This is a genomic window from Floccifex porci (assembly GCF_009696175.1).
GTDB lineage: Bacteria > Bacillota_I > Bacilli_A > Erysipelotrichales > Erysipelotrichaceae > Floccifex > Floccifex porci.
In genome coordinates this window covers 112620-137957 of the sequence record NZ_VUMM01000003.1, presented here as the reverse complement: position 1 = coordinate 137957, position 25338 = coordinate 112620, and the positions used below count along the sequence as shown (strand labels likewise).

Annotated in this window: 23 protein-coding genes; 15 read left to right on the top strand and 8 right to left on the bottom strand. The window is 39.8% G+C overall.

From position 1 onward, the window contains the following. Positions 1–12: 12 nt before the first annotated feature. The 4 genes from FYJ50_RS03085 to guaA all read left to right on the top strand — a co-directional run bounded on the left by FYJ50_RS03085 (position 13) and on the right by guaA (position 5437). On the top strand, positions 13–708 hold the full coding sequence (locus FYJ50_RS03085) for a response regulator transcription factor (RefSeq protein ID WP_154459564.1): 696 nt from the start codon (positions 13–15) through the stop codon (positions 706–708). After that, positions 692–2032 (top strand): sensor histidine kinase, encoded by a 1341-nt coding sequence (locus FYJ50_RS03080; protein ID WP_154459563.1) that lies wholly within the window; start codon positions 692–694, stop codon positions 2030–2032. Before FYJ50_RS03085 ends, FYJ50_RS03080 begins: the two co-directional genes overlap by 17 nt. Before the next feature lie 149 nt (positions 2033–2181). Then, complete coding sequence (locus FYJ50_RS03075) at positions 2182–3831, top strand: Na/Pi cotransporter family protein (RefSeq protein WP_154459562.1); 1650 nt, start codon at positions 2182–2184, stop codon at positions 3829–3831. 61 nt (positions 3832–3892) lie between these two features. Beyond that, positions 3893–5437 carry a glutamine-hydrolyzing GMP synthase gene (guaA, locus tag FYJ50_RS03070; protein WP_338082989.1) on the top strand — a complete coding sequence of 515 codons (1545 nt, stop codon included), beginning with the start codon at positions 3893–3895 and terminating at the stop codon, positions 5435–5437. 505 nt (positions 5438–5942) lie between these two features. Here the strand turns inward: guaA and FYJ50_RS03065 are convergent. The 8 genes from FYJ50_RS03065 to FYJ50_RS03020 form a co-directional block, all read right to left on the bottom strand. Continuing rightward, the gene (locus tag FYJ50_RS03065; RefSeq protein WP_154459561.1) at positions 5943–6269 is read right to left on the bottom strand and encodes a plasmid mobilization protein; all 327 of its coding nucleotides are present in this window, start codon (positions 6267–6269) and stop codon (positions 5943–5945) included. Then, positions 6262–7347, bottom strand: coding sequence for a site-specific integrase (locus FYJ50_RS03060; RefSeq protein WP_154459560.1), 1086 nt, complete (start codon positions 7345–7347; stop codon positions 6262–6264). Before FYJ50_RS03060 ends, FYJ50_RS03065 begins: the two co-directional genes overlap by 8 nt. Then, complete coding sequence (locus FYJ50_RS03055; protein ID WP_154459559.1) at positions 7334–7540, bottom strand: helix-turn-helix transcriptional regulator; 207 nt, start codon at positions 7538–7540, stop codon at positions 7334–7336. The genes FYJ50_RS03060 and FYJ50_RS03055 overlap by 14 nt, the downstream gene beginning before the upstream one ends. Positions 7541–7613: 73 nt before the next feature. Beyond that, a complete protein-coding gene (locus tag FYJ50_RS03050) occupies positions 7614–7982 on the bottom strand; it encodes a type II toxin-antitoxin system PemK/MazF family toxin (protein WP_154459558.1) in 369 nt (122 codons plus the stop codon). 619 nt (positions 7983–8601) lie between these two features. Next, the gene (locus FYJ50_RS03040) at positions 8602–10224 is read right to left on the bottom strand and encodes a recombinase family protein (RefSeq protein ID WP_002334812.1); all 1623 of its coding nucleotides are present in this window, start codon (positions 10222–10224) and stop codon (positions 8602–8604) included. Positions 10225–10323: 99 nt separating this feature from the next. Continuing rightward, positions 10324–10518: a hypothetical protein gene (locus FYJ50_RS03035; protein WP_002334813.1), complete on the bottom strand. Its 195-nt coding sequence runs from the start codon at positions 10516–10518 to the stop codon at positions 10324–10326. Positions 10519–10590: 72 nt separating this feature from the next. Beyond that, the gene (mobV, locus tag FYJ50_RS03030; protein WP_122790866.1) at positions 10591–11535 is read right to left on the bottom strand and encodes a MobV family relaxase; all 945 of its coding nucleotides are present in this window, start codon (positions 11533–11535) and stop codon (positions 10591–10593) included. Positions 11536–11718: 183 nt separating this feature from the next. Then, a complete protein-coding gene (locus FYJ50_RS03020; protein ID WP_002588752.1) occupies positions 11719–12114 on the bottom strand; it encodes a replication initiator protein A in 396 nt (131 codons plus the stop codon). A 356-nt stretch (positions 12115–12470) separates the two neighbouring features. Here FYJ50_RS03020 and FYJ50_RS10870 point away from each other — a divergent pair, with 356 nt between their 5' ends. From FYJ50_RS10870 to FYJ50_RS02965, 11 genes are all read left to right on the top strand, one after another. Further along, on the top strand, positions 12471–12983 hold the full coding sequence (locus FYJ50_RS10870; protein WP_420841793.1) for a DUF6431 domain-containing protein: 513 nt from the start codon (positions 12471–12473) through the stop codon (positions 12981–12983). Positions 12984–13043: 60 nt separating this feature from the next. Continuing rightward, the gene (locus FYJ50_RS03010; RefSeq protein WP_154459556.1) at positions 13044–14264 is read left to right on the top strand and encodes a DDE-type integrase/transposase/recombinase; all 1221 of its coding nucleotides are present in this window, start codon (positions 13044–13046) and stop codon (positions 14262–14264) included. Next, on the top strand, positions 14264–15067 hold the full coding sequence (locus tag FYJ50_RS03005) for an ExeA family protein (RefSeq protein WP_154459555.1): 804 nt from the start codon (positions 14264–14266) through the stop codon (positions 15065–15067). The genes FYJ50_RS03010 and FYJ50_RS03005 overlap by 1 nt, the downstream gene beginning before the upstream one ends. A gap of 11 nt (positions 15068–15078) precedes the next feature. After that, on the top strand, positions 15079–15468 hold the full coding sequence (locus tag FYJ50_RS03000) for a hypothetical protein (RefSeq protein ID WP_154459554.1): 390 nt from the start codon (positions 15079–15081) through the stop codon (positions 15466–15468). 194 nt (positions 15469–15662) lie between these two features. Then, positions 15663–17294 (top strand): glycogen synthase, encoded by a 1632-nt coding sequence (locus FYJ50_RS02995; protein ID WP_338082988.1) that lies wholly within the window; start codon positions 15663–15665, stop codon positions 17292–17294. A gap of 119 nt (positions 17295–17413) precedes the next feature. Further along, positions 17414–17563 carry a hypothetical protein gene (locus tag FYJ50_RS02990; RefSeq protein ID WP_154459553.1) on the top strand — a complete coding sequence of 50 codons (150 nt, stop codon included), beginning with the start codon at positions 17414–17416 and terminating at the stop codon, positions 17561–17563. Between the two features lie 81 nt (positions 17564–17644). Then, a complete protein-coding gene (locus tag FYJ50_RS02985; RefSeq protein ID WP_154459552.1) occupies positions 17645–19123 on the top strand; it encodes a helix-turn-helix domain-containing protein in 1479 nt (492 codons plus the stop codon). 143 nt (positions 19124–19266) lie between these two features. Beyond that, positions 19267–21264: an AMP-binding protein gene (locus tag FYJ50_RS02980; RefSeq protein ID WP_205946400.1), complete on the top strand. Its 1998-nt coding sequence runs from the start codon at positions 19267–19269 to the stop codon at positions 21262–21264. Continuing rightward, complete coding sequence (locus FYJ50_RS02975; protein WP_338082991.1) at positions 21265–22779, top strand: AMP-binding protein; 1515 nt, start codon at positions 21265–21267, stop codon at positions 22777–22779. It begins immediately after the preceding gene. Positions 22780–22982: 203 nt separating this feature from the next. Then, positions 22983–24104, top strand: a complete 1122-nt coding sequence (locus FYJ50_RS02970) for a glycosyltransferase family 4 protein (RefSeq protein WP_235900909.1) — start codon at positions 22983–22985, stop codon at positions 24102–24104. A gap of 27 nt (positions 24105–24131) precedes the next feature. Further along, entirely contained in the window at positions 24132–25319 is a 1188-nt protein-coding gene (locus FYJ50_RS02965) for a glycosyltransferase family 4 protein (protein ID WP_205946398.1), read from the top strand. Positions 25320–25338 lie beyond the last annotated feature (19 nt).

Sequence of the window (25338 nt, the reverse complement as noted above, 5' to 3'; positions counted from 1 at the left end):
AAAAGAGGTTATATGACTTTAATTTATATTGTAGAAGATGATGACAGCATTAGCGAAATTGAAATGATTGCTTTAAAAAACTGCAATTACGATGTAAAAAGATTTGATCGTTCCTCTGTTTTCTTAAAAAAACTGGAAGAGACATTACCCGATCTTGTATTGCTGGATATCATGCTGCCAGATGAAAATGGATATGAAGTGGTAAAAAAGATACGGAAAAATCCAGTATGGAGAAAACTTCCGATTATTATGGTCAGCGCCAAATCCACAGAAATTGATATGGTTAGAGGTTTGGATGAAGGAGCCGATGATTATATCAAAAAACCATTTTCAATCATGGAATTGATTTCTCGAGTAAAAGCATTATTAAGACGAACACAGGATAAAGATCCAGTGCTGTTAAAAGTAAATGATATTACTCTGGATTATACAAGACATTTAGTTTATGTAAAAGATGAACCTGTGGAATTAACCTATAAAGAATTTGAATTGCTTCGTTATTTAATGATTAATGTAGAAGTGGTACTTTCTCGTGATGCGATCATGCGTGTTGTATGGGATACGGATTTTGAGGGGGAAAGTCGTACAGTAGATATGCATATTAAGACGCTTCGACAGAAATTAAAAGAAAGTGGAAAGAATATTAAAACAATTCGAAATGTAGGATATGTTTTACAAAGAGTAAATTCAAATGAAACAGAAAATTAATTCAAGATTATTAATTATAGCTCTGATAGCAATTTTCTCAACAACCATTGGGATCATTTATGTTTGTTATAATTCGTTTGAAACACAGATTCAGAAAGATTTAAAGATTCATGGAGAGATCATTCAGGAAACAGGGGTTTTACAGTCGTATTATGCCAATGGAAATGTGGATGAAATACCAGATTTATTTAAAGATCTGAAAAATGAAAATGTAAGAGTAACCTGGATTGATAAAGATGGTACAGTTTTATATGATAACGATCTGGATGTAAATCAGTTAAAAAACCATCTGGATCGTCCTGAAATTCAGCAGGCATTAAGTGAGGGTGTGGGACAGAGTACAAGGCAATCGGATTCTTTAAAAATGAATACCTATTACTATGCGATTCGTTTAGAAGATGGAACGGTATTACGTGTTTCGATTATGGCAAAAACAATTATTAGTGTTTTTATTTCGACAATACCATATATAGTATTGAGCATTCTGTTAATCTTGATGGTATGTTTTGTATTGTCTCATTATTTAACAAGACAGCTTTTAGAACCAATTGATACAATGGCAGAAAATTTAGAGGATTCCATTGGATTGGATCCTGGATATAAAGAGCTGATTCCGTTTGCAAATAAAATTCGTTCGCAGCATGAAAAGATCATTATGGCAGCCAAGAGTCGACAGGATTTTACTGCAAATGTATCACATGAATTGAAAACACCTTTAACCGCAATCAGTGGATATGCGGAATTGATTGAAAATAAAATGGTTCCTGCTAATCAGGAAGTGTATTTTGCCAAGCAGATTCGAGAAAATGCGAATCGTTTACTGAATCTGATCAATGATATCATTCGTCTTTCCGAGTTGGATCATACTAAGATTCACAGTGATTTTGTATCTCTTCATTTACTGGAGGAAGCAAAAGAGGTTTGTAGTACGTTACAGATCAATGCACAGAAAAAGAATGTTTCTTTAGTCTGCTATGGAAGTGATGAAGTCATTTTATCCAATAAAGAATTATTAAAGGAACTGATTTCAAATTTAGTACAGAATGCTATTCAGTATAATAATGAAAATGGGAAAGTTGTTGTTCACATATATAATGAGAATGGTGCGGTATTAAGTGTAAAAGATAATGGAATTGGAATTCCTAAAAATGTACAGAATCGTGTATTTGAACGGTTTTATCGAGTGGATAAGTCCAGATCAAGACAGACAGGAGGAACGGGCCTTGGACTTGCGATTGTGAAGCATATCGTGGAGATACATGATGCCCATATCGAATTGATCAGTGAGGAAGGTAAGGGTTGTGAAATTATTGTTCGTTTTTAGTCTTTCGTAAAGAAAGACTTTTTTTAATGTTTATGTAAAAACTGTGTAAAATATATTTATGAAATGTAAAAACTTATTGAAATCTGTGTAAGATAAAGTAAAATTATTTTTGTAAAGGCTTTACGCCTTTTAATTTAGGAGAGTTAAAAATGGGTACAATTATTATTGAGTTGATGGGAGGACTTGGACTTTTTCTTGCAGGTATGAATATGATGAGCCATGGTATTGAAAAAGTCGCTGGTAGCAAACTGAGATCCATACTGGAAGCATTCACAAAAAATCGTTTCCTGGGACTGGTTGTTGGTTTATTTTTTACTGCTGTCATTCAATCATCAAGTGCTGCTACTTCAATGGCAGTCAGCTTTGTGAATTCAGGTTTAATGAATTTAGCACAGGCAAGTGGAATTATTCTTGGAGCAAACATTGGTACGACGGTAACGGCTTTACTGGTTGCCTTTAAATTAAGTGCGGTGGCTCCTATCTTCGTATTAGCGGGAGCCATTATGTGCAATTTCTTCAAGGCCCCAATGGTAAAAAAATCAGGGGAAATTGTACTGGGATTTGGAATTTTGTTCATGGGTATCAGTGCGATGTCTTCGGCAATGGGTGTATTAAGAGATATGCAGTTTGTGATTGATTTCCTTGCGAACTTTACAAATCCATTCCTGGGAATGCTGTTAGGACTTGTCATCACTTCGATTGTTCAATCTTCATCTGTAACGGTCAGTATTCTGGTTGTTATGGCATCACAAGGGCTGGTTGATTTACGAATTTGTATGTTTGTTATTTTAGGTTGTAACATTGGAGCCTGTACTTCGGCTTTATTAACGGCTATAAGTGGAGGAAAAAATGCGAAACGTACGGCTTTGATTCATCTGTTATTTAATATTTTTGGAACCATTCTGATGTTTGTCTTATTGCTGCTGTTTGGTGACTTTATTGAAAGCATCGTATTAATGGTTGCAGGTGGAGGAATTGATTCTGGCACATTAGGTAGACAGATTGCGTATACACACTTCTTATTTAAAGTGTTCCAGGTAATCGTATTCTATCCATTTATGAACTGGATCATTAAACTGACTTATATTATTGTTCCTGGGGAAGATAGTTTACCAGAAGAAAAAGAAAATGAATTTGTTGCTCACTTTATCAGCAATGCACTTCCAGATCCTTCTGTAGCTGTTTATGTTGCGGTAAAAGAAATGGAACGTATGGCTTATATGGCATTCAATAATCTAAATTTAGCAGTAGAGTGTTTGATTGATGTGGATGAAGACGGAGCCAATCAGGTTCATGAAACCGAAAAATACATTAATTATTTAAATATGGAAGTTAATAACTATCTGATTAAGATCAACCAGAATGCGATTCCGTTAGGAGATGCGAATAAGATTTCGGCTTATTTCCATGTTAATGGGGATATTGAACGTATTGGGGATCATGCAGAAAGCATTGCGGATATGATTCCAGCATTTAAAGATCGTAATTTAACATTATCAAAACAAAGTATTAGTGAATTAAGAGAAATGATGGGTGCGGTCAATGTGGTTCTGGAAAAATCTTTAAAGATGTTCGTATCTGGAGATGAAACTTATATGAAAGATGTTCTGGATTATGAAAACCGTGTGGATAATTACGAAATGAAACTGCAGGATGCTCATATTGAAAGACTGAAAGAAGGAGTATGTTCTGCAAGAGCAGGTGTTTATTTTGCGGACATTATTTCAAGTCTGGAACGTGTTGGTGATCATGCCACAAATATTGCCTTTGCTTTAACAAAATCAAAAGCAGATGCTTAATTGGGAGATTGATTCTCCCTTTTTTTATGATATTATGGATGAGTAAATAGGAGGATCTTTTGTGAAAAGAGAACTTGTTGTTGTCATTGATTTTGGAGGCCAATACAATCAGTTGGTTGCACGTAGGGTACGTGAATGCAATGTATATTGCGAAATATATTCATATAAAACACCTTTAGAAAAAATAAAAGAAATGGATCCAAAAGGAATCATTTTAACAGGAGGACCAAATAGCTGTTATGAAGCGAATTCTCCAACTTGTTCAAAAGAATTGTTTGAAATGGGAATTCCGGTTTTAGGGCTTTGTTATGGAGCTCAATTGATGCAGCATGTATTAGGTGGAAAAGTTGAAAAAGCCGATGCTCGTGAATATGGAAAGACGGCTTTGACTCATAAAAACAATTCAATACTGTTTGAAGGAGTTCCTGAATCTTCTACGGTATGGATGTCTCATTTTGATTATATTTCCAAAGTGGCAGATGGATTTGAAATTACTTCTTATACAGATAACTGTCCATGTGCTTCCTGTGAAGATGTTAAAAATCAGAATTATGCCATTCAATTTCATCCAGAAGTATTACATACAGAATATGGAAAAACCATTTTAAAGAACTATGTAATGAATGTATGTAAATGTTCCGGAGATTGGCGCATGGATGCCTTTGTGGATGAACAAATCAAACAAATTCGTAAAAAAGTAGGGGATGGAAAAGTATTGTGTGCATTAAGTGGAGGAGTGGATTCTTCTGTTGCGGCAGTACTGTTGTCAAAGGCAATTGGAAATCAATTAACTTGTGTATTTGTGGATCATGGGTTACTTCGTAAAAATGAGGGAGATGAAGTAGAAGCGGTATTTGGTCCAGAAGGAGAATATGACTTAAACTTTATTCGTGTAAATGCACAAGAACGTTATTATGAAAAATTAAAAGGGGTAACTGAACCGGAAAGAAAACGTAAAATTATTGGAGAAGAATTTATACGTGTCTTTGAAGAAGAAGCAAAGAAAATTGGAAAAGTGGATTTTCTGGTACAGGGAACAATTTATCCAGATGTTGTGGAAAGTGGTTTAGGTGGAGAATCTGCTGTTATTAAATCCCATCATAATGTTGGTGGTTTACCAGATGTAGTCGACTTTAAAGAAATCATTGAACCTTTACGTGATTTATTTAAAGATGAAGTACGTAAAGTCGGATTGGAATTGGGAATTCCAGACTATCTGGTATTCAGACAGCCATTCCCAGGACCTGGTTTAGGTATTCGTATCATTGGAGAAGTTACAGCAGAAAAAGTACGTATTGTACAAGATGCAGATGCGATTTATCGAGAAGAAATTGCAAAAGCTGGTTTGGATCGTACAATCGGTCAATACTTTGCGGCATTAACAAATATGCGTTCTGTTGGTGTAATGGGAGATGAAAGAACATATGATTATGCCATTGCATTAAGAGCAGTAAATACAGTGGATTTCATGACAGCAGAAGCAGCACAGATTCCATACGATGTATTAAATAAAGTAATGTCCCGTATTATAAATGAAGTAAGAGGAGTTAATCGTGTAATGTATGACATTACAAGTAAGCCTCCAGGAACCATTGAGTTTGAATAGTTCCCAAAGTGCTTAAAACCGCTAATATTAGCGGTTTTTTTGATGTCTTGGGTTCCTGTGAAAACATTTTGAAAACATTTGACTGAATTTCTGTGTTTTCAGAGCAAAAAATCAGTCAATTTTGGACTATTTTTGCCCTCCGTGAAAACATTTTGACCCGTTTTTTGCCAAAAGGTACCTGGTGGCTTAGACGTTGGTATTTTGGACCCTGAAGCAAACCGTGGCTTAGAGGTTCACACCTCCAAGCCACCAGGAACATTTGCCTTATTTATCAGTTAAACAGCTCAATAATCACATGAAAATCATAGATACGAATACAAAAACTTGATTTCTGCATTCGAGAATCTATGTAGAAACATAAAAAATAGCCATTTTTGATCTGAAATCAGATGAAAATGACTAAATTCTTACACATGAAGAATGGTTCCTAATCACAATAATGTGCCTTATTTAAGCCATTTTTACGTTGTACTATTCTCATGTGAAAACATTTTTGAAAACAAAATTACGGTTTTACGATTGTTTTGTCCTTTGAACGCATTGCCAGGATCATTTCCAATACCCAAACCATCATTTCTTCATCATCGGAATCAATAGATGTTCCATATAGATTAGCAAAGTGGATGAGTTCATCATGAAGACTTCTGAATACAAACGGATTTCCATAAACAACTATCTCCTTGCCAAGAATCGAGTTGATTATGTAATCCTGTTTTGTTAGTCCTGATAACAAAACACGACGTTCCAGGAGTTTGGCTTCCTCTTCGGACACACGGAAGGAAATAATCTTGTTTCTGAATCTTCCTTTCTGATCTACATTCTTCTTACTCATTGAAAGCACCTCCTCTGAAATCAGTAAGCTTATCAGCGATTGCCTTGTCCTTGGAAGGGAACATATGAGCATAACGATAGGTGATCTTTACGCTTTCATGGCCAACACGGTTGGCAATATCAACAGCAGAGAATCCCATCTCAATAAGCAGTGATACATGTGAGTGTCTAAGATCATGGATGCGGATCCTTTTGACTCCGGTTTCCTTGCATCCTCTGTCCATTTCATGGTGCATGCCGGATTTAGTAACTGTAAAGATTCGGTTATTTGGTTTAAGCTCGTATTGCCTGGATAAATAGTCTTCCATTTCATCTGCCAGGAAATCTGGCATCTGGACAACACGGTTACTTTTGATGGTTTTAGGATCTGTGATTACATCCTCACCTTTGATGCGCTGATAGCTTTTGTTGATCCGAACAGTTTTCTTGTCAAAATCAAAATCAGAAGGCGTTAACGCCAGCATTTCACCAAGTCTTAATCCGCACCAGTAGAGCATTTCAAATGCCTGGAAGATTCCATCCTTTTTCATCATGGCTTTGGAAAAGGTCATGTATTCCTCCTTGGTCCAAAACTGCATTTCACCACTTGTTTCCTTTCCCATATTGCCGGCGATTCTGGCTGGGTTGGAGCTTAAACCATAATAGCGGACGGCATAATTGAAAATGGCACTGAGTTGATTATGCAGTGTTTTTAGATAAGTAGGAGCAAACTCTTTATCTGTTTTGGTGGTTTGCTTCATCATCTCATTCTGCCAGCTAATTACATCGGTTGGCGTTATCTCGCAAAGCTTCTTGTCCTTGAAATAGGGCAGTATCTTCTTTTCAATGATTGCTACTTTCGTCTGAAGTGTATTTTCCTTCAATCTTTTTTCCATTGAATCCATATAGATTTCAACAAAGCTTCCAAAAGTCATTGATAGACTGTTATCTTTCTTTTCAGAAAATTCAACTTCATAACGCTTGGCTTCAACCTTGGACTTGAATCCTCTTTTAGTTGTGGTCCTAAGCTTGCCCGTCCAGTCCTTATAGCGAGTAACGACATACCAGGTTCCTCTTGATTTATCCTTATATACCGGCATCTGAATCTCCATCCTTTCCAAAGAATCTTTCATAGAAATAAGGATAGATAACTCTTCCACGCACATACATGTAACCTTTCTGCGCAAGCTCTTCATTCAGCTGCTGAATCAGCCTATATGCAGCAGACTTGGATAATCCGGTAAGTTCCATGATTTCTTTTGCATCTACGAATCTGTTTTTGTTTTTATCCATCTGGTTATCCTCCTTTCCTTTGTTATAGGCTTTTAATAAAAAAGAATCCCAACTGCAAAAGTGGGATTTGTACCTATGATTTTTGTCTATGTATATTCTTTAGACCGAGTGATATTTTGATCTTGTGATCGATGATGTGCATATGTCCTTTTGAAATATGGCAGATCTTCTTTAGCAGCCTGGACTTATCGATGACCTTAATCTGTTCGCAAAGAACCATGGATCGATGTTTGAGGCCAATGCCTTCCGGAAGAATGTAATGAGTTGGAAGATGGGCTTTTGATTCAATTTTGGAAGATAGACAGGCAACAATGGTTGTAGGACTATGCTTGTTTCCACAGTTGTTCTGGATAATAACGACCGGTCTAACAAAAGCCTGTTCAGATCCGGTTGCATCACTTAGATTAGCAAGAAAAACATCTCCTCGTTTTACTTTGAACATAAATGTTTCAGCTCCTTCATATGTAAAGCCAGGCTGTTGAACCTGGCTGATAGTTTAAATACATTATTCATCTTGTTTTCTATTTATCCCTGATAACCCGAAAACGATAGGGAATCCTGCTAAAGTAGATGGTTGTCAGCCATCAGTCATGGGAGTTTCACCCACGCATCTTACGTGTGCGCTCATCGCTGAAAGTATCATTATCCTGCATGCTGTCATGGCACAGTTGACTGCTGCTGATCATTCTGAAGTATCATCGCTCTTACCATATATTATTTATAGGCTGTATATGGTAGTCATTGCGCATCATTGATCTAGCTCGGGCATACAGGTTTTGGTTTTAACAGTTGTTATCCTATTTTCAAAGATCATGGGGAATAAAGGAAATTCTTATCCCTTCACCCTAATAGGCCATGAAATGAATGATTATTGGACAACAAATTAAAAAAAACGATCTTTTATTGATCGTCTTGTAAAGAATTTGCACCTGCTTCATATCCAATCTTGATTCCCTCTTTGAAACCAGCTTGATATGATTTCAGTATTTCATCACATAGTATTGAAATCATTTCTTCCCGTTTCCCTTAGTTAAAGATATTGTTGGGTATCTCAAGATGTGTCATTCGATTTTGCCGATAAAGCGGTAGAAGATTTCCACTTCCTGTTCCCGGCTTCCGTCCTCACTTTTGACCGCTTCATGGACAAGGATTTTTTCAATCAGCGTATTCAGAAGTTCAGCCGTCAATTCTGTGGGATTGACATACTGTTTCATCAGACCTATCCACTTTTCAGCGTCAACCGCTGTCTGGGCGGCGGTCTCCATCGCTTCGTGAAGCCGTTCAATTTTTACGTCCAATTCTCGCTGTTCGCCCTGATACTTTTCGGACAGCATATTGAAATTGTATTCTGTAATGCGTCCGGCAGACCAGTCCTCATACATTTTTGCAAACAGGGTGTCTACTTCTGCTTTGCGCTTTTCCGCCTTTTTCAGTTCGGCTGTCTGCCGCTTCCTTGCAGTATTGCGTTCCTTGTCGCTGGCGTTAAGTAGCCGTTTCAGAAGTTTGTCCCCATCCTGCTGTGCCAGCACAGACCAGTATTGCAGACGGGAAAGGACATAGGCGTAAAGCACATCATAGCGGATATAGTGCATGGAACACTGGTGCAATCCTTGCCCGTACTTGCTACAATGGTAGTGGGCATAGGGATTTTTGTTCTGGCTGTTCATACCATAGGCCAGCGACCAGCCGCAGTCCGCACATTTTACCAGCCCGGAAAATATCTGTGTTGTGCCGTTCTTCTGCCGTCTGCGCCTGTTGCAAATCTGCTCCTGTACTTGACGGAACACATCTTCGGAAATAATCGCTTCGTGGGTGTTCTCCACACGATACCATTCCTCTTTTGGCTTGCGTACTTTCTTCTTGTTTTTGAATGAAATGTTGGTCTGCTTATTGTGGACGCTGTGTCCGATATAGGTTTCCTCTTTCAGAATACTTTTCACCTGCGCTATCGTCCACGCATAGGCTTTTTCCTCCGGCGCTCCGGCATAGATATTTGCGAAAGTGCCGTATCTCTGGAAATTCAGCCAGCCGGGAGTAGGTACTTTTTCTTCGACCAAAATCCGTGTAATGCTGGCGGCTCCCCGGCCATGAACGGCAAGGTCAAAAATCTTTTCGATAATCCACCTTGTTTCCGGGTCAATCAGAAGATGGCCTTTCTTATCTGGGTCTTTGACATAGCCAAGCGGAGCATAGGCTCCATAGTGTGCGCCATTTGCGAACCGTGTCCGCATGGCCGCCTTTACCTTTTTGCTGGTCTGGCGGGCGTGCATTTCATTCAGAATGTTGAGGAATGGGGCAAGCTCATTCTCTCCGTTGATGGTGTCCACATTGTCATTGACAGCGATATAGCGGACGCCTTTGCTGGGAAAGTAGATTTCCGTGTACTGGCCGGTCAGAATGTAGTTTCTGCCTAAGCGGGATAAATCCTTCGTAACAACGCAGTTGATTTTCCCGTCCTCAATGTCATCAATCATTCTCTGAAAATCCGGCCTGTCAAAGTTCGTTCCAGACCATCCATCGTCGATATATTCATCTATGACATTCAGGCCATGCTCGGCGGCATATTGCCGGAGCATCATGCGTTGTGTCTGAATACTCCCGCTTTCTCCTTGCAGTTCATCGTCCCGGCTCAATCTCATATAAAGCGCCGTGTTGTAAATCGTAGTATTGTAAGGTTGTTTCACCGTAAAAATCCTCCTTCTAAAGAAACAACCCACGCTTACAATACTTTTGCTCTATGGCAATTATATCATAAGCGTGGGCGTGTTATCAATGATGGGCTATCAGGTTGAAGCGGCTTTTTCTGCGGTATGCCGCACCACATCTACAATCAGATCACCGAGGGGCTTCCCGCCTGCGGCGAAGTGTTCGGAGATTTTTATACGGTTGTTCCCACATACAAAATACTGCGTGCCGTTCTCTGCTTGTATAACCTGCCCTGTTCGGGGTGTAAAAATATCGCTTTCACTTTTTGCCATCCAGTGTCCTCCATATTCAGTTTTCAAGGTACAATGCCGCACAGAGGCGGCGAAAATTTCTGCTTATATCTATCACCTTTCCTTTACCGTGTGCCGCTGCTGACGTTTCAGTTCCGCCAGTATATCCGGCGGGATACGGTCAACCAGCCGCTGTAAATTGTCCAGTTCGCTTTTCAGCTTTGCCCGTTCCATCGTATCTTTCATCTTTCCTTTTTCGCTGGCCTTTGCCCTTGCTTCCAACTTCTCATTCTCCGCCAGCAGGTCATTGATTGTGACCTTGTACTTTTTCAACTGCCCGGAGAAATTCTCCATCTGCGGGAACCACTTTTTCAGCATGGAGAGGGCTTCCTCTTTTTTCTTTCCGGCGTTCAGCGGGTTAATGCCGTCCAGTGTGGCTTCAATGGCTCTTGCCTGCCGGGAGAGGGAAACCGCCTGTTTGAAAAGCCGGGTGGGGATATGCTTCCGGCCTGTCCTGCTGGCGCTCTCCCCACGCTCCAAGTCAGGATATTTCTCCACCATATAGGCGTGAAAATCGTCCTGCCACTTCGTCAGGTTTGCCCGGTTGCCGATAATCTCCTTTGCACACAGGCGGTTGTCCTTTGTCAGCGGAACAAAGGTCAAATGCAGGTGGGGCGTTTTCTCGTCCATGTGTACCACCGCCGACACGATATTTTCCCGTCCTACCCGGCCAATGAGGAAGTCCGCCGCCCTCTGGAAAAACGCCTGTATCTCCTTTGGGGATTTCCCCTTGAAAAACTCCGGGCTGGCAGTTACCAGCGTATCGACAAACCGTGTGCTGTCCTTGCGGGTTCGGCACCCGGCCTGCTCAATCCGGCTCTGAATGAAGTGATAATAGCGTCCCTCCGGCTTGACGATATGAAAGTTGTACTTGCTCCGGCTTGTGTCAATGTCGGGGTTGCTGGCGTATTGTTCTTTCTGTCTTTCGTGATGGGCTTCCAGCGGCCTTGCCGGGTTGCCCTTGTGCTTCTCAAACCGCAAAATTGCGTGTTGTGCCATTCTGCTCCTTTCCCCATTCCTTTCCTATCCGGGGTTTTCCACAGGGAAAATCCCGCAGAAATTAGCTCGGATAGGATTGGAATGGATAGAATATAAATAAATCTTTTTAATCTTTGTATTTCTATATACCGTCCGGTTTTCGTACTTCCGGGGAGTGATTTCCTCACTTCATAAGTACGGTTTTCAGCCCTCCGGCGTACCAGAACCGGATTTCTTGAAGTCGGTGTTTGGAACCGCTTCATAGGATTTTGGGAAAATGCGGTTGGGTTTTCCACAGCCCTGCTTCTGGATCTCCACCAGCCCGGCGTATTGCAGTTCCCGCAGGGTGTTTACCGCTTTCTGCCGCCCACAGTGGAGCAGGTCAACCACCTCGCAGATGGGATAGTACAGATAAATCCGTCCGCAATCATCCGCCCACCCATTCTTGCGGGATAACTCTGTCCGGCGCAGGATAAAGGCGTACAGAACCTTTGCCTCGTTGGACAAGGGCTTGAATGTGGGGGCTTCAAAGAGGAAATTCGGGAGCCGGGTGAAGCTGAACGCCTTTTCCGGCTGATGGATATAGATGGTATTTGTCATAGTGCGTTTTGTGGACGGTTAGAAGCCCGTTTTCCGGGGCGGGCGATACTTTATACCACCAGCCCCGGTTTGGGGCTTGCGAAGCCTGATAAATCAAGGCTTTTTTCGCTCCTAACTGTCCACAGCAGACCTCCTTTTCCGTTCACTTTTGTTGATTGCCAAATTATTTGAATATGAAAGTGAATAATCTAATCACATTAAATGAAAAAGTCATAGCACAAGTTTGAATAAAATTTATTCAAATTATGTGTTATGACTTTTATAATATTTCCTATAGAAAGTGAGAAAAAGAAAAGAGAGTAAAACCAACGCACGCCAATGAGTTCTTTTTACTCTCCGCTCTTACGAACAAGATTATGATAACTGTTTATAAGGCTAACGTCAACCAGGTAGATGCTGAATCGTATAAAAAATTCACAGAGACTTTAAATCTGTATTCCTTAATATGTCCTAAATGTAAACATCATGATTTTCAAAAACATGGCTATTATACTCGTAAAGTTAAATACAGAAAACATTCAGTCACTTTGCGGATCCTTCGTGTTAAATGTATGAGTTGTAAATCCACTCATGCAGTGCTTTTGTATTTTATCGTTCCTTATTCTCAATATGCTTTGGAAGTTCATCTAAAAGCTCTTCAATCAGACTTTCTTAATAAATTCATTGACTGGATAGAATGGAATGAAGGAATTAATGAATATTCGTATTATTATATTCGATCCCAGTTTCAAAAGTATTGGAAAGAGCGACTGATGTCTGAACGTATGAGATTGAATCCTGATCTTTTTAAGAGCTGTTTTAAATTTTTTTCATTACAGTTTATGCAGGTTAAATGCACTAGAAATATTTTTTTATCCCTCTCCACATAAGGTGTGAGGAATTATGTCGTTTCCTTGTATATTATGTCGCTGTAAGGAGGAAAATTTATAATGGATCATAAAACAGCACAGGAAATAGCTTTAAAAAGGTATGGATTTATTGCACCATTTGTATCTGGAAATATAGATACGTACAAATCAAAAAGTGATTTCTTTCGAGATGCAGGTTCAAAGGCTGGGGTGCACCCTCATACAGTAAGAAGGTGGTATAACCGGTATTTAAAATTCGGATTTGATGGATTGATCCCAAAGCCACGAAATGATTCTAATCAATATCGTAAGCTAGATGGGGATGTTCAAAATCAAATTATTTATATATTGTCTGAATACCCAAAACTTCCAGCTACGATAGTCTACCAGAGACTTCTTGACACAAATACAATCGTAAAAAAAGATGTTTCTTTGTCTACAGTAAATCGATTTGTGCAGAAATATAAGGATTCAAAAGGAATCACACCTATAAAAGATATGAGGCGATACGAATGTGAACATATAAACGAAGTGTGGTGTGGAGATTCAAGTGTAGGTCCTTATCTAAAAGTAGACGGAAAGAAGCAGAGGACTTATATTATTGCACTTATAGATGATGCAAGTCGTATGATTGTCGGAATCGATATATTCTTTAACGATAATTTTGTGAATCTGATGAGTGTGATTCGTGGAGCGGTCATTAAATATGGAAAGCCAAAAAAATTCAACTTTGATAATGGAGCCAACTACAGAAGCAGTCAGATGAACCTTCTGGCAGCACGAATAGGAACAATCATTCATTATAATCCCGCTCGAACTCCAACTGGAAAGGCGAAAATTGAGCGCTGGTTTCGAACTCTGAAAGATCAGTGGATGTCACAGCTTTGTATGAATGATTTTAAAGATATTGAAGAATTAAGAAAATCATTGTTTGCCTATGTACAGGAATATAATCAACGCATTCATTCATCATTGAATGGAAAATCACCGATGGAACGTTTCTTTTCAGAAAGTACATTGATTATTAGAATGTCTGATCAGGAGGTTGAACGCAGCTTTTTACTTGAAATCGAACGTAAAGTATCTAATGACAGTGTGATCGTAATTGACGAAAAGGAATATGAAGTAAACTATAAATATCAGGGACAGAAACTATTGATTCGTTATTCACCAGATTTGAAAAAAGTATATGTGGTAGATTCTATTTCAAAAGAGTTGGAACCTATTCAACTGTTGGATAAAAATAAAAATGCAACGATGCATCGACATAAACTGAAGCTTAGTGAGCTGGGAGGGCAATAATGAATTATACAGGAAGATATGGATTGGAAATCAATCCATTTATAAAAAATGGAAAAGATGTTTTAGTAGAAACAAATGAATATAAAGAAGTGAAATTCAGATTGAATTATCTTCTGCAGACAAAAGGCTTTGGCGTATTGACAGGAGGTGCAGGCCGAGGCAAGACAACAAGCGTAAGACAATGGGCAAACGAATTGAATCCTGCCGCCTATAAGGTAGTATATATATCACTGTCTACAGTTACTGTTATAGAATTCTACAGACAGATGGCATTGAATCTTGGAATCGAACCATACTATAAAAAAGTCGACAATTTCCGAGCCATTCAGACAATTATAGAAAAATACAAACGTGAAAAAAGAATTACACCTGTATTTATATTTGATGAAGCTAATTATATGAAAAGCGGGATCTTGAATGATTTAAAAATACTGTTCAATTTTGAAATGGATTCAAAAGATTATGCAGTCGTATTACTGGTTGGATTGCCACAGTTAAACAATCAGCTGCGCTTATCAAGCCATGAACCATTAAGGCAGCGTATAATCATGTCACACAATTTAGAAAATCTAAATGAAGAAGAGGCAAAACGTTATATAAAAGAAAAATTAGATGGTGTAGGATGTCATCAGGAAGTGTTCGATAATAATGCACTGACCGCAATTATCAACGCATCGAATGGTATTCCTCGAATGATCAATCAAATCTGTAATAAAAGTTTATTGATTGGTGAGCAGAAGCAGGAAATGATAATCAGTATGGAAACTGTAATGGATGCCATAAACGACAATGAATTGAGTTAGAGGTCAATAGAATGATATTAGAAACAAACCAAATGATCATATATGAAACAGGATCCGCATCAAGAAAAAGTGAAATTGCCGAATTAAAAGAAGTGCATTTTGAAGGAAGTGTTGATTTTAAAGTAACTGTTGAAGATAGCGTTAACTTAGAACATACTTATCTATGCCATTTAGTAAAAGACAATCTAAAATGGCTGTTAGGAATTGAAATAAATGAATTCATGGAATGTGAAGATGAATCATATTTTGTGAACTCACTCCAAGTTGAACTTGATAATTTGCACGAAACACAAAAAAACAGTCAAAAAATCTATAAGAAATTACCATGTGAAAAGAGCGCCTGCTCAATTTCATACGCCTTAAAATATTTATATCAACACCAAATGGATATTCTAAATTGAGTATCCATTTTTTTATGATGGGGTTTCACATTTAATATGAATATATATGTATAAACAATTTGAAGTTACCTAATTATGTGTACAATTTAATTTGAATACTGTGTTAGCAATTAATTTGGTAATCAACAGTAGAGGAGCCGAAGGCAATAAAAGCTGAAGCTGCGAAAAAAGTAGAAGAGCCAAAGGTAGAAAAAGTGGAAGAGCCAAAGGCAGCAAAAACAGAAGAACCGAAGAAGATAGAAGAGCCGAAGAAAGCGGCACCGAAGGCAGCTAAGAAAGTGGAACCAAAGGAAGCAAAAAAAGAAGAAGTTAAAGAAGAAAAAGAGGTTGAGGAAAAGGTGAAAGAAGAACCAAAAACAGAAATACCTACGACACCTAGAAAAAGTATTGCATTTATCGGTTCTGAGTGTTATCCGTTTGTAAAGACCGGAGGTCTCGGAGATGTTATGTATGCTCTTCCGAAAGCTCTGGTAAAACAGAACTGTGATGTGAAAGTAATTCTTCCGCGTTATAAATGCATTCCATGGAAATATCAGGAGAAGATGGTATATAAAGGATCTTTCCAGATGGATCTGTGCCTGGATGGCAGAGCATTCTATGTAGGAATCATGGAATATGTATGGGATGGCGTTGTATATGATTTCATTGATAATGAAGAGTTTTTCAGCAGTGGAAATCCGTATACGAACCTGATCGATGACATTCCGAAATACTGCTTTTTTGCAAAAGCAGCACTGGCAGCGTTGAACTATATGGACTGGATACCGGACATTATTCACTGTCATGACTGGCAGGCAGCTCTGGTTCCTGTATATTTGAGAACGATGTTCGAAAATACAAAACTGACATCTGCGAAGACGATTCTTACAATCCATAATTTACGGTTCCAGGGTATTTATAATATCCCAACGATCAAATATTGGACAGGTCTTCCGGATTATGTATTTAACAAAGATGTATTGAAAGTAAATTATAATGATGCCAATATGTTAAAGGGCGGACTTGCATATGCCAACATTATCACAACGGTCAGCAATACATATGCAGGAGAGATTCAGACCCCATATTATGGTGAGACTCTGGATGCGCATTTGAGATATCATGCCGGTAAGTTAAGAGGTATCGTGAATGGTATTGATTACGAGGTATGGGACAGCGCTACGGATTCCAGATTATTTGCAAACTATGATGTTACGAATGTAATTGAGAAGAAGAAAGAGAATAAACTCAACTTACAGGAAGAACTGGGACTTGTTCAGGATGATCACAAGTTTGTCATTGGACTGATCTCCAGACTGACCAACCAGAAGGGACTGGATCTGGTGAATGCAATCCTTCCGCAGGTAATGGACGAGCATACACAGGTTGTAGTGCTGGGGACCGGAGATGCCGAATATGAAGATTCCTTCCGTTATTATGAGAATGCATATAAAGGAAGAGTATGCTCTAATATTATGTACGATGAGACAAGAGCTCACAAGATCTATGCAGGTGCAGATGCTTTATTAGTACCTTCACAGTTTGAACCTTGTGGATTAACACAGCTGACAGCTATGCATTATGGTACGATTCCGATCGTTCGTGAGACAGGCGGATTAAAGGATACCGTAGAACCATATAATATGTTTGAAGACTCCGGAAATGGATTTACATTTGACCGCTATGAAACTGGTTTGTTGCTGGATGCAATTAACAGAGCAAAGACACTGTATTTCACAGAGCGCGAGTGCTGGGATAAGATGGTACAGCGTGATATGGAAAAGAATTGTTCCTGGGATAATTCCGCAAAACAGTATAAGGATCTGTATTTGGAACTTGCAAGATAGAAGCAGGCGTATCAAATAATTTTAATTGAATAAAAGAAGTGAAGGGGTTTGTAATGATTGACAATTGCAAGCCTCTTTTTGTATTTTTTGCAAGAATATTATAAGGGAAGAAAAGGAATATGGAATATGCAGCAGTAATAGCGAAAGTTATATTGACCCCGGTGGAAATGCACCAAAAATCATTTGTTGTCATAAAAGACAATGGTAAAAAAATAGACACGATTACTTTATGTGTCAATAATTTACAAGTTTCGCAAATAATGATATAGTAAAGTGATTAGAGGTTTTCTATATGTTGTAAATTTGAAAGATGAGGAATTTCATATTTTATATGAAACAGGGGTTATAAAATGGCAGAAAAAAATAGATTCAGTAAGCTGTTGGAAGATCTGATGGTAGAAGCTGAGCTTAAAAACTATATGCTCGCCCAGGAGCTTCAGTACGATGTGTCCTACATCAGTAAATGGGTGAGTGGGCGGATGATTCCGGCGGAAAAGTCGGCAAAGAAAATCCTGGAAGGAATTAGCAGATGTATCGTAGATGTAGCCAGTGAAACTGGGAGAAGAAATTTATTATCCGATTACCAGGTCGAGAACATAGAGGATTTAAAGCTGGCTATCTTTGACAATCTGGAGGTAGAATACCAGTATGTGAAAGAGATGCAGAAGAATACCGGGACGGATATTGCTCCAAAGACATTCTGTTTCCCGGAACTGAGTCTTCTGCAGTACATATCAAGAATGCATCATCCGGTTCTGCGAAGAGTAAAGTCACTGGATGTCATAGCAGTTCTGGATCTGATGAATATTGAGCATGAGCAGCGGATTCAGTTTACGGTGATCGAGAATGAGCATATGCCAACATTCGGAGGATATCCGGATGTGCATTATTCTATGGTCATTCATATCCGGCCGGAAAGATGGGACTATATTAACGATACCTTGTTTTTGTTCCATTTGCTTACGAATAATACAGCAATTGATTTTCAACTGTATGGAGATGATCAGGCTGCCGGGCATCTGATCTTTACAGTTAAAGATGATTTTATGATTTCTGGAATTTTGATCAACAATGACAGATGTATCTCGGTTATGATAAGTGAGGAAGAAGAAAACTGTAATACAGTATTCCGAAATATCAGGACGCTCTGTACTCATGAAAGACTGCTTTTCCGTAAGGTGTCGATGAATGCAATGATTTCAGGCCGTGAGTATCTTCACTCTGTGCTTGCCCCGAATTTAAGATGGGCAATCGGCCATTTGACGGAGCACTTTCTTCCGGATGATCTGTTTGAAGAGATTCTGGAAGAACTGATTATCACCAGAAAACTGGAGATTGATCCGGATGAGCTGCGGGCAATTCATAAGCTGACCCAGAATGTGATGCAGGAATCCAATATCAGACTTTTGATCTATGAGACAGCTTTTTCCAATCTGGTTGTAGCTCATAAAATCGATTTTTACAATTATAAAGTGTACCTTAGTGTGGATCAGAGAATGAGATATATGAAGCATCTTCTTTCATTGTGTGAAAATAATGAAAATCTGGAAGTCCGCCTGGTATATGGAAAATTTGTTTCGGATTTTGAATATCTGGATAACCAGAGTACTTTCATATCTGATACGATTACCTGCCTGAGACTGGAAAATATCGGAAGCCTGAATAACTGCATGATTGTGAACCGCTCCGATGTTCAGAAGATCTTTGAGCGATCATTTGAAGAGTTCTGGAATTATGGAGATAATGTGGTCATTTCAGACAGATCGGCTATTCTGGAGTACATTCAGCATATGATGCATGGTATCCATTTGATCTCACAAATGGAATAATGAAAAAAGTGATTCTTTGTGAATCACTTTTTTCCATTTTTTTGCAAAAAGATTCCTGTGTATTCCTTTTTAGCCTGTGCTATACTAAGTCCAGTCGTACAGCGGCAATAATTACGAATGAGTGAGGAGTATATTATATAGTTATGAATGAGAAGATGACTGGCAGACCGAGTATCGATCGCCCTTGGATGAGATATTATCCGGAAATGATCAGTAAGATACAGATTCCGGAGTGTACACTTTGGGATTATTTAAAGAAAAATTGTCCGGGAGAGGATGTAGCAGCAATTCACTATTATGGAAATGAAATTTTGTGGAGTACTGTTTTTGAACAGGCAGAAGCTGCGGCATATTCTCTGAAGGCTCTGGGATTTGGAGAAGGTGACCAGATTCCGGTATTCCTTCGTTCTGTACCGGAATTTGTATATCTGCTTCTTGCAGCTGAGAAGATTGGCGCATCTTTATTATGCCGTGACAATACACTGGAAGAAAATGTAGAAGCTGTCGCTAAGTCAGGGGCAAGAGCAATCTTTGCACACGATTATCTCAGCCAGGAGGAGTTAGATGCTTATCTTGCAGGAAGTGATGTGAAGAAAGTAATTATCCTGGACACTTGTAATTCCTGCAGTCGTGACGCAATGCCGGATTACGTTCAGAAATGTCTGGACAGCAATTATCCGGAAAATCTTGCTCATGGACGTGCAACGATGGATTGGGAGAAGTTTTTATCACTCGGGGAGAACTATCTTGGAAGAGTAGAGGCTCCGGTTGATGTTGACCGTCCGCTGTTCCGCGCTTATACAAGTGGATCTACCGGACCGTCCAAGCAGGTCATCCATTCTGCACATACGATGATCGGTGTGATCCATCAGATGAACTTTTATGCTAGTTCAGATGAATTCCGTCCAACTTGGTTAGTAACGATCCTTCCGCCGGCACTGATAGCTGTTGTGGTATCTATGATATTAATGCCTATGGCATCTAATAGGCTTTTAATTCTGGATCCATTCTGTGATCCGGAAGATGTAGATCTTGAGATGATGCGCTATCGTCCGAATGCATGGCCGATTATTCCGATGTTCATCGAGAATGTGATGAGAAATGGACGTGTTCCGGATGATTATGATATGTCCCACCTGTTGGCTTCAGGCGTAGGATGCGAGTCCTACAACAATAAGCAGGTGAAAAATGCTCAGAAGTTCCTGAATGATCATAACTGTAATGTGCAGTTCAGCGTTGCTTATGGATGCAGTGAAGCAGGTTCTAATTTGACCTGTCCTTCACCGACACGTGCAATGACAGATGGCAATGTAGGAATTCCGCTTCCCCTTACAACAATCAGTGTATTTAAGCCGGGAACACAGGAAGAGTTAAGTTATAACCAGCAGGGTGAGATCTGCGTCAGTGGTCCTGGAGTGATGTTAGGATATGATAATCCGGAAGCAACAGCAGAATCTCTTCAGATGCATGAAGACGGAAAGATATGGCTGCATACCGGTGACATCGGATATATGAGTGAAGAAGGTAACCTGTTTACACTGACTCGTGGAAAGGCACCACGCTATGGCGGTGGTGATCTGGCAACACTTCCAATGGAAAACTGTGTTGCAGATGCGAACATCGAGGGAATTGATGATGAGTTCTTTGTTGTAGTTCCGGATGATGAGCATGAAGAGTGTTTCCTTCCATACCTGTATGTCATGCTGGAAGATGGATACAGTGTTGAAGATGTTGAAAAAGAAGTACGCAGCTGTCTGGATCCACACATGCAGCCAGTAAAGATCATCTCACTTCCAGAGCGCCCGTTCTTCCACTTCAAGACGAATCGTATCGGTTTGAAGAGTGATATACTTGCAGCAAGAAAACGCAGCAAGAAGAAAGCTTTGAAGAAAGCGCTTCCAGAAGGAATGACTGGCAGACCGAGTATTGATCGTCCATGGATGAGATACTATCCTGAGATGATTCGTAATATTCAGATTCCAGAATGTACGCTTCTGGAATACTTGAAAAAGAACTGTCCAGGAGAGGATGTTGCTGCAATCCACTATTATGGAAACGATATTCCGTGGAGTACTGTATTTGAGAAGACAGAAGCAGTGGCACGCTCATTAAGAGCGTTGGGATTTGAAGAAGGAGATTAGATTCCTGTATTCCTCCGTTCAGTACCGGAATTTGTTTATATGCTCCTTGCGGCTGAAAAGATCGGTGCATCTTTACTGTGCCGTGACAATACATTGGAAGAAAATGTGGAAGCTGCCGCTAAAGCCGGCGCAAGAGCAATCTTTGCACATGATTACCTTGCACAGGATGAGCTGGAAGCATATCTGGAAGGAAGCGATGTCAGAAAAGTGATCATTCTGGATACCTGTAATTCCTGCAGTCGAGATGCAATGCCGGATTACGTTCAGAAATGTCTGGACAGCAACTACCCAGAGACAACTGCTAATGGAGCAGAGATCATCAGCTGGGATAGATTCCTGACAGTTGGTAAGACCTATTTCGGAAAGGTTGACGCAGCGGTTGATGTCGATCGTCCGTTGTTCCGCGCTTATACAAGCGGATCTACCGGACCGTCCAAGCAGGTCATCCACTCAGCACATACGATGATCGGTGTGATCCATCAGATGAACTTTTATGCTAGTTCAGATGAATTCCGTCCAACTTGGTTAGTAACGATTCTGCCACCGGCACTGGTAGCTGTTGTAGTATCTATGATATTAATGCCTATGGCATCTAATAGGCTTTTAATTCTGGATCCATTCTGTGATCCGGAAGATGTAGATCTTGAGATGATGCGCTATCGTCCGAATGCATGGCCGATCATTCCAATGTTCATCGAGAATGTAATGAGAAATGGCCGTGTTTCGGATGATTATGATATGTCTCACTTACTGGCTTCTGGTATAGGATGTGAATCCTACAACAATAAGCAGGTGAAAAATGCGCAGAAGTTCCTGAATGATCATAACTGTAATGTACAGTTCAGCGTTGCGTACGGATGCAGTGAAGCAGGTTCTAACTTGAACTTCCCTTCACCGACGAGAGCAATGACAGATGGCAATGTAGGAATTCCGCTTCCACTTACAACCATCAGTGTATTTAAGCCGGGAACACAGGAAGAGTTAAGCTATAACCAGCAGGGTGAGATCTGCGTCAGCGGTCCTGGAGTGATGTTAGGATATGATAATCCGGAAGCAACAGCAGAATCTCTTCAGATGCATGAAGACGGAAAGATATGGCTACATACCGGTGACATCGGATATATGAGTGAAGAAGGTAACCTGTTTACACTGACACGTGGAAAAGCTCCTCGCTTCGGCGGCGGTGATCTGGCAACACTTCCAATGGAAAACTGTGTTGCAGATGCGAACATCGAGGGAATTGATGATGAGTTCTTCGTTGTAGTTCCTGATGATAAACATGCCGGATATTTCCTTCCATACCTGTATGTCATGCTGGAAGATGGATACCGTGTTGAGGATATTGAAAAAGAGGTACGCAGCTGTCTGGATCCACATATGCAGCCGGTACAGATCATTGCACTTCCGGAACGTCCGTTCTTCCACTTTAAGACGAACCGTATCGGCTTGAAGAACGAACTGCTTGCAGACAGAAAGTTCAATAAGAAAAAAGAAAAAATGGAAAAATATGCATAAGATATGCGGAAGAGACGGAAAGTATGATGAAAATCATATCTCCGTCTTTTCTTTTAAGTACCGAGTATACGAGACGAGCCGCCAACGGCAGGTCGTCTGTATTACGTTGACAAAAAAGGCAGAATCACGTACACTTGTATATAATAAGGGAAATATATGCAGTAGAGGCATTATGGGGAATAATAGGAGAAAGGGCGTTTTAATTGAAAATTGCGATGATTGGGCAGAAGCAGATTCCATCCAGAGCAGGAGGAATTGAAGTTGCAGTGGAAGCTCTAAGCACCCGGATGGTGTCAGAAGGACATCAGGTGACACTGTATAACCAGCGCAGAAGCCGGAAAGAGAGAAAACTAAATAAAGAAAAAGGACATCAAAGAAACTATCGGGGGATTCGCATCTGTGAGGTGCCGGTAATTAATATAAAAGGTGTGTCAGCAGCTACGAGGTCGTTTTTTGCAACTGTGTGTGCAGTGTGCGGAAAATATGATTGCATACATTTTCATGCGGAAGGACCGTCCGCAATGGCATTTTTGCCACATCGGTTTGGAATCAGGACGATTGTTACAATACACGGTCTGGACTGGCAAAGAAGTAAATGGGGGAAATTTGCGTCGTGGTATCTGAAGCATGGAGAAAAAACCGCAGTTGCCTGTGCGGATGAGATTATTGTGTTGAGCCGTGCGATGCAGCAATATTTTTGGGAGACTTATCACCGTGATACATCATTAATACCGAATGGAATTGAAAAACCGGAGAAAAAGGAAGCCAGAGTGATTACCAGACAATGGGGACTTCAAAAGGATAATTATATTCTTTATCTTGGAAGAATTGTTCCGGAAAAAGGCCTGGAAAATCTGATTCGGGCATTTTTGCATGTAAAAACGGACAAAAAGCTGGTGATTTCAGGGGCTCCCTCGGATACGGAGGCATTTTATAAAAAACTGCAGAAATTAGCAGAAGATGATGATCGTATTGTATTTACCGGTTTTGTGAAGGGTGTAGCGTTGGAAGAACTATATAGTAACAGTTATCTTTACTGTCTGCCATCTGAAGTAGAAGGAATGCCGATCAGTTTGTTGGAAGCTATGAGTTACGGAAATTGCTGCGTATGTTCTGATATTGCGGAATGTGTGGAAGTGATGGGAGAGTATGGCTATCTGTTCGAAAAGGGAAATGTAAAAGATTTGAGAAATGTTCTTCAAAAACTTTGCAGAACCCCTAAATTGATCGAAGAATGTAGAGAGCGGGTAAGTGATTATGTATGTCAGAAATATAACTGGGACGAGATTACGGAGAAAACGCTTGCTTTATACAAAAAAGGATAGAATGAGGGATATAGATTGAAGGTTTTAATGGTCAATAAATTTCTGCATCCCGCCGGAGGAGCAGAAACGTATGTTTTCAAGTTAGGAGAATACTTGAAATCGCAGGGGTATGAGGTGGAATATTTCGGAATGTACCATCCGGATAATATTGTTGGAAATCGTTGGGATCTCTATACTGGTTCTGTGGATTTTCATAAGAAAGGCTTTCTGTCATATTTTACAAACCCTTTGAAAATCGTGTATTCTATGGAAGCAAAAAAGAAGATTGGAAAAATACTGGACGTATTTCGGCCGGATGTCGTACATATTAATAATTTTAATTATCAACTGACGCCGTCGATTCTTTTGGCTGTAAAAGAATACCGGAGAAAATACAGAAAAAAGGTAAAAGTTATTTACACGGCACACGATTCACAGCTGGTCTGTCCGAATCACTATCTGTATCGACCGAAATTTCGCAGGACATGTGAAAAATGTTTAAATGGCGGTGGTTTTGGAAATTGCATTCGGGAAAAATGTATACACAATTCCTTTTTAAAAAGCTGTCTTGGTACATTGGAGGCTATATATTGGAATAAAAGAAATGTTTATGAAAATATTGACGTAATTGTGTGTCCGTCGTCTTTTATGAAAGAAAAATTAGATACAAATCCGGTACTTGCGAAAAAAACGGTCACGATGCGTAATTTCGTTGAACCTGTTGTTCCGAAACAGGAGCAAAATGGAAAATATGTCTTGTATTTTGGAAGATATTCAGAAGAAAAGGGAATACGTACGCTATTGGAAGTCTGCCGCGAATTGCCGCAGATTCCTTTTGTTTTTGCAGGAAGTGGGCCGTTGGAATATTTGATGGCAGGACTTGATAATGTTGAAAATGTAGGATTTCTAAAGGGCAAAGATTTGGAAGAAATGATTCAGGGAGCAAGATTTTCTGTGTGTCCGTCAGAATGCAATGAAAATTGTCCATTTTCGGTTATAGAGAGTATGATGAATGGGACTCCGGTACTTGGATGTGACCAGGGAGGTGTCCCTGAATTGATTGAAAATGGGTATACTGGCTGGCTGTTTACAGCAGGGGATGTCGAGACATTAAAAAAGAAAATTAAAAGTATCTGGAACAGTAATGAACCTGAACTGTTTAGGGTGGCATGCAGGGAGAAAGAATTTGATACTTTAGAGAAGTATGGAGAAAAAATGTGTAAGCTTTACCTTTAGAAATGCAGGTAAAAGGGGA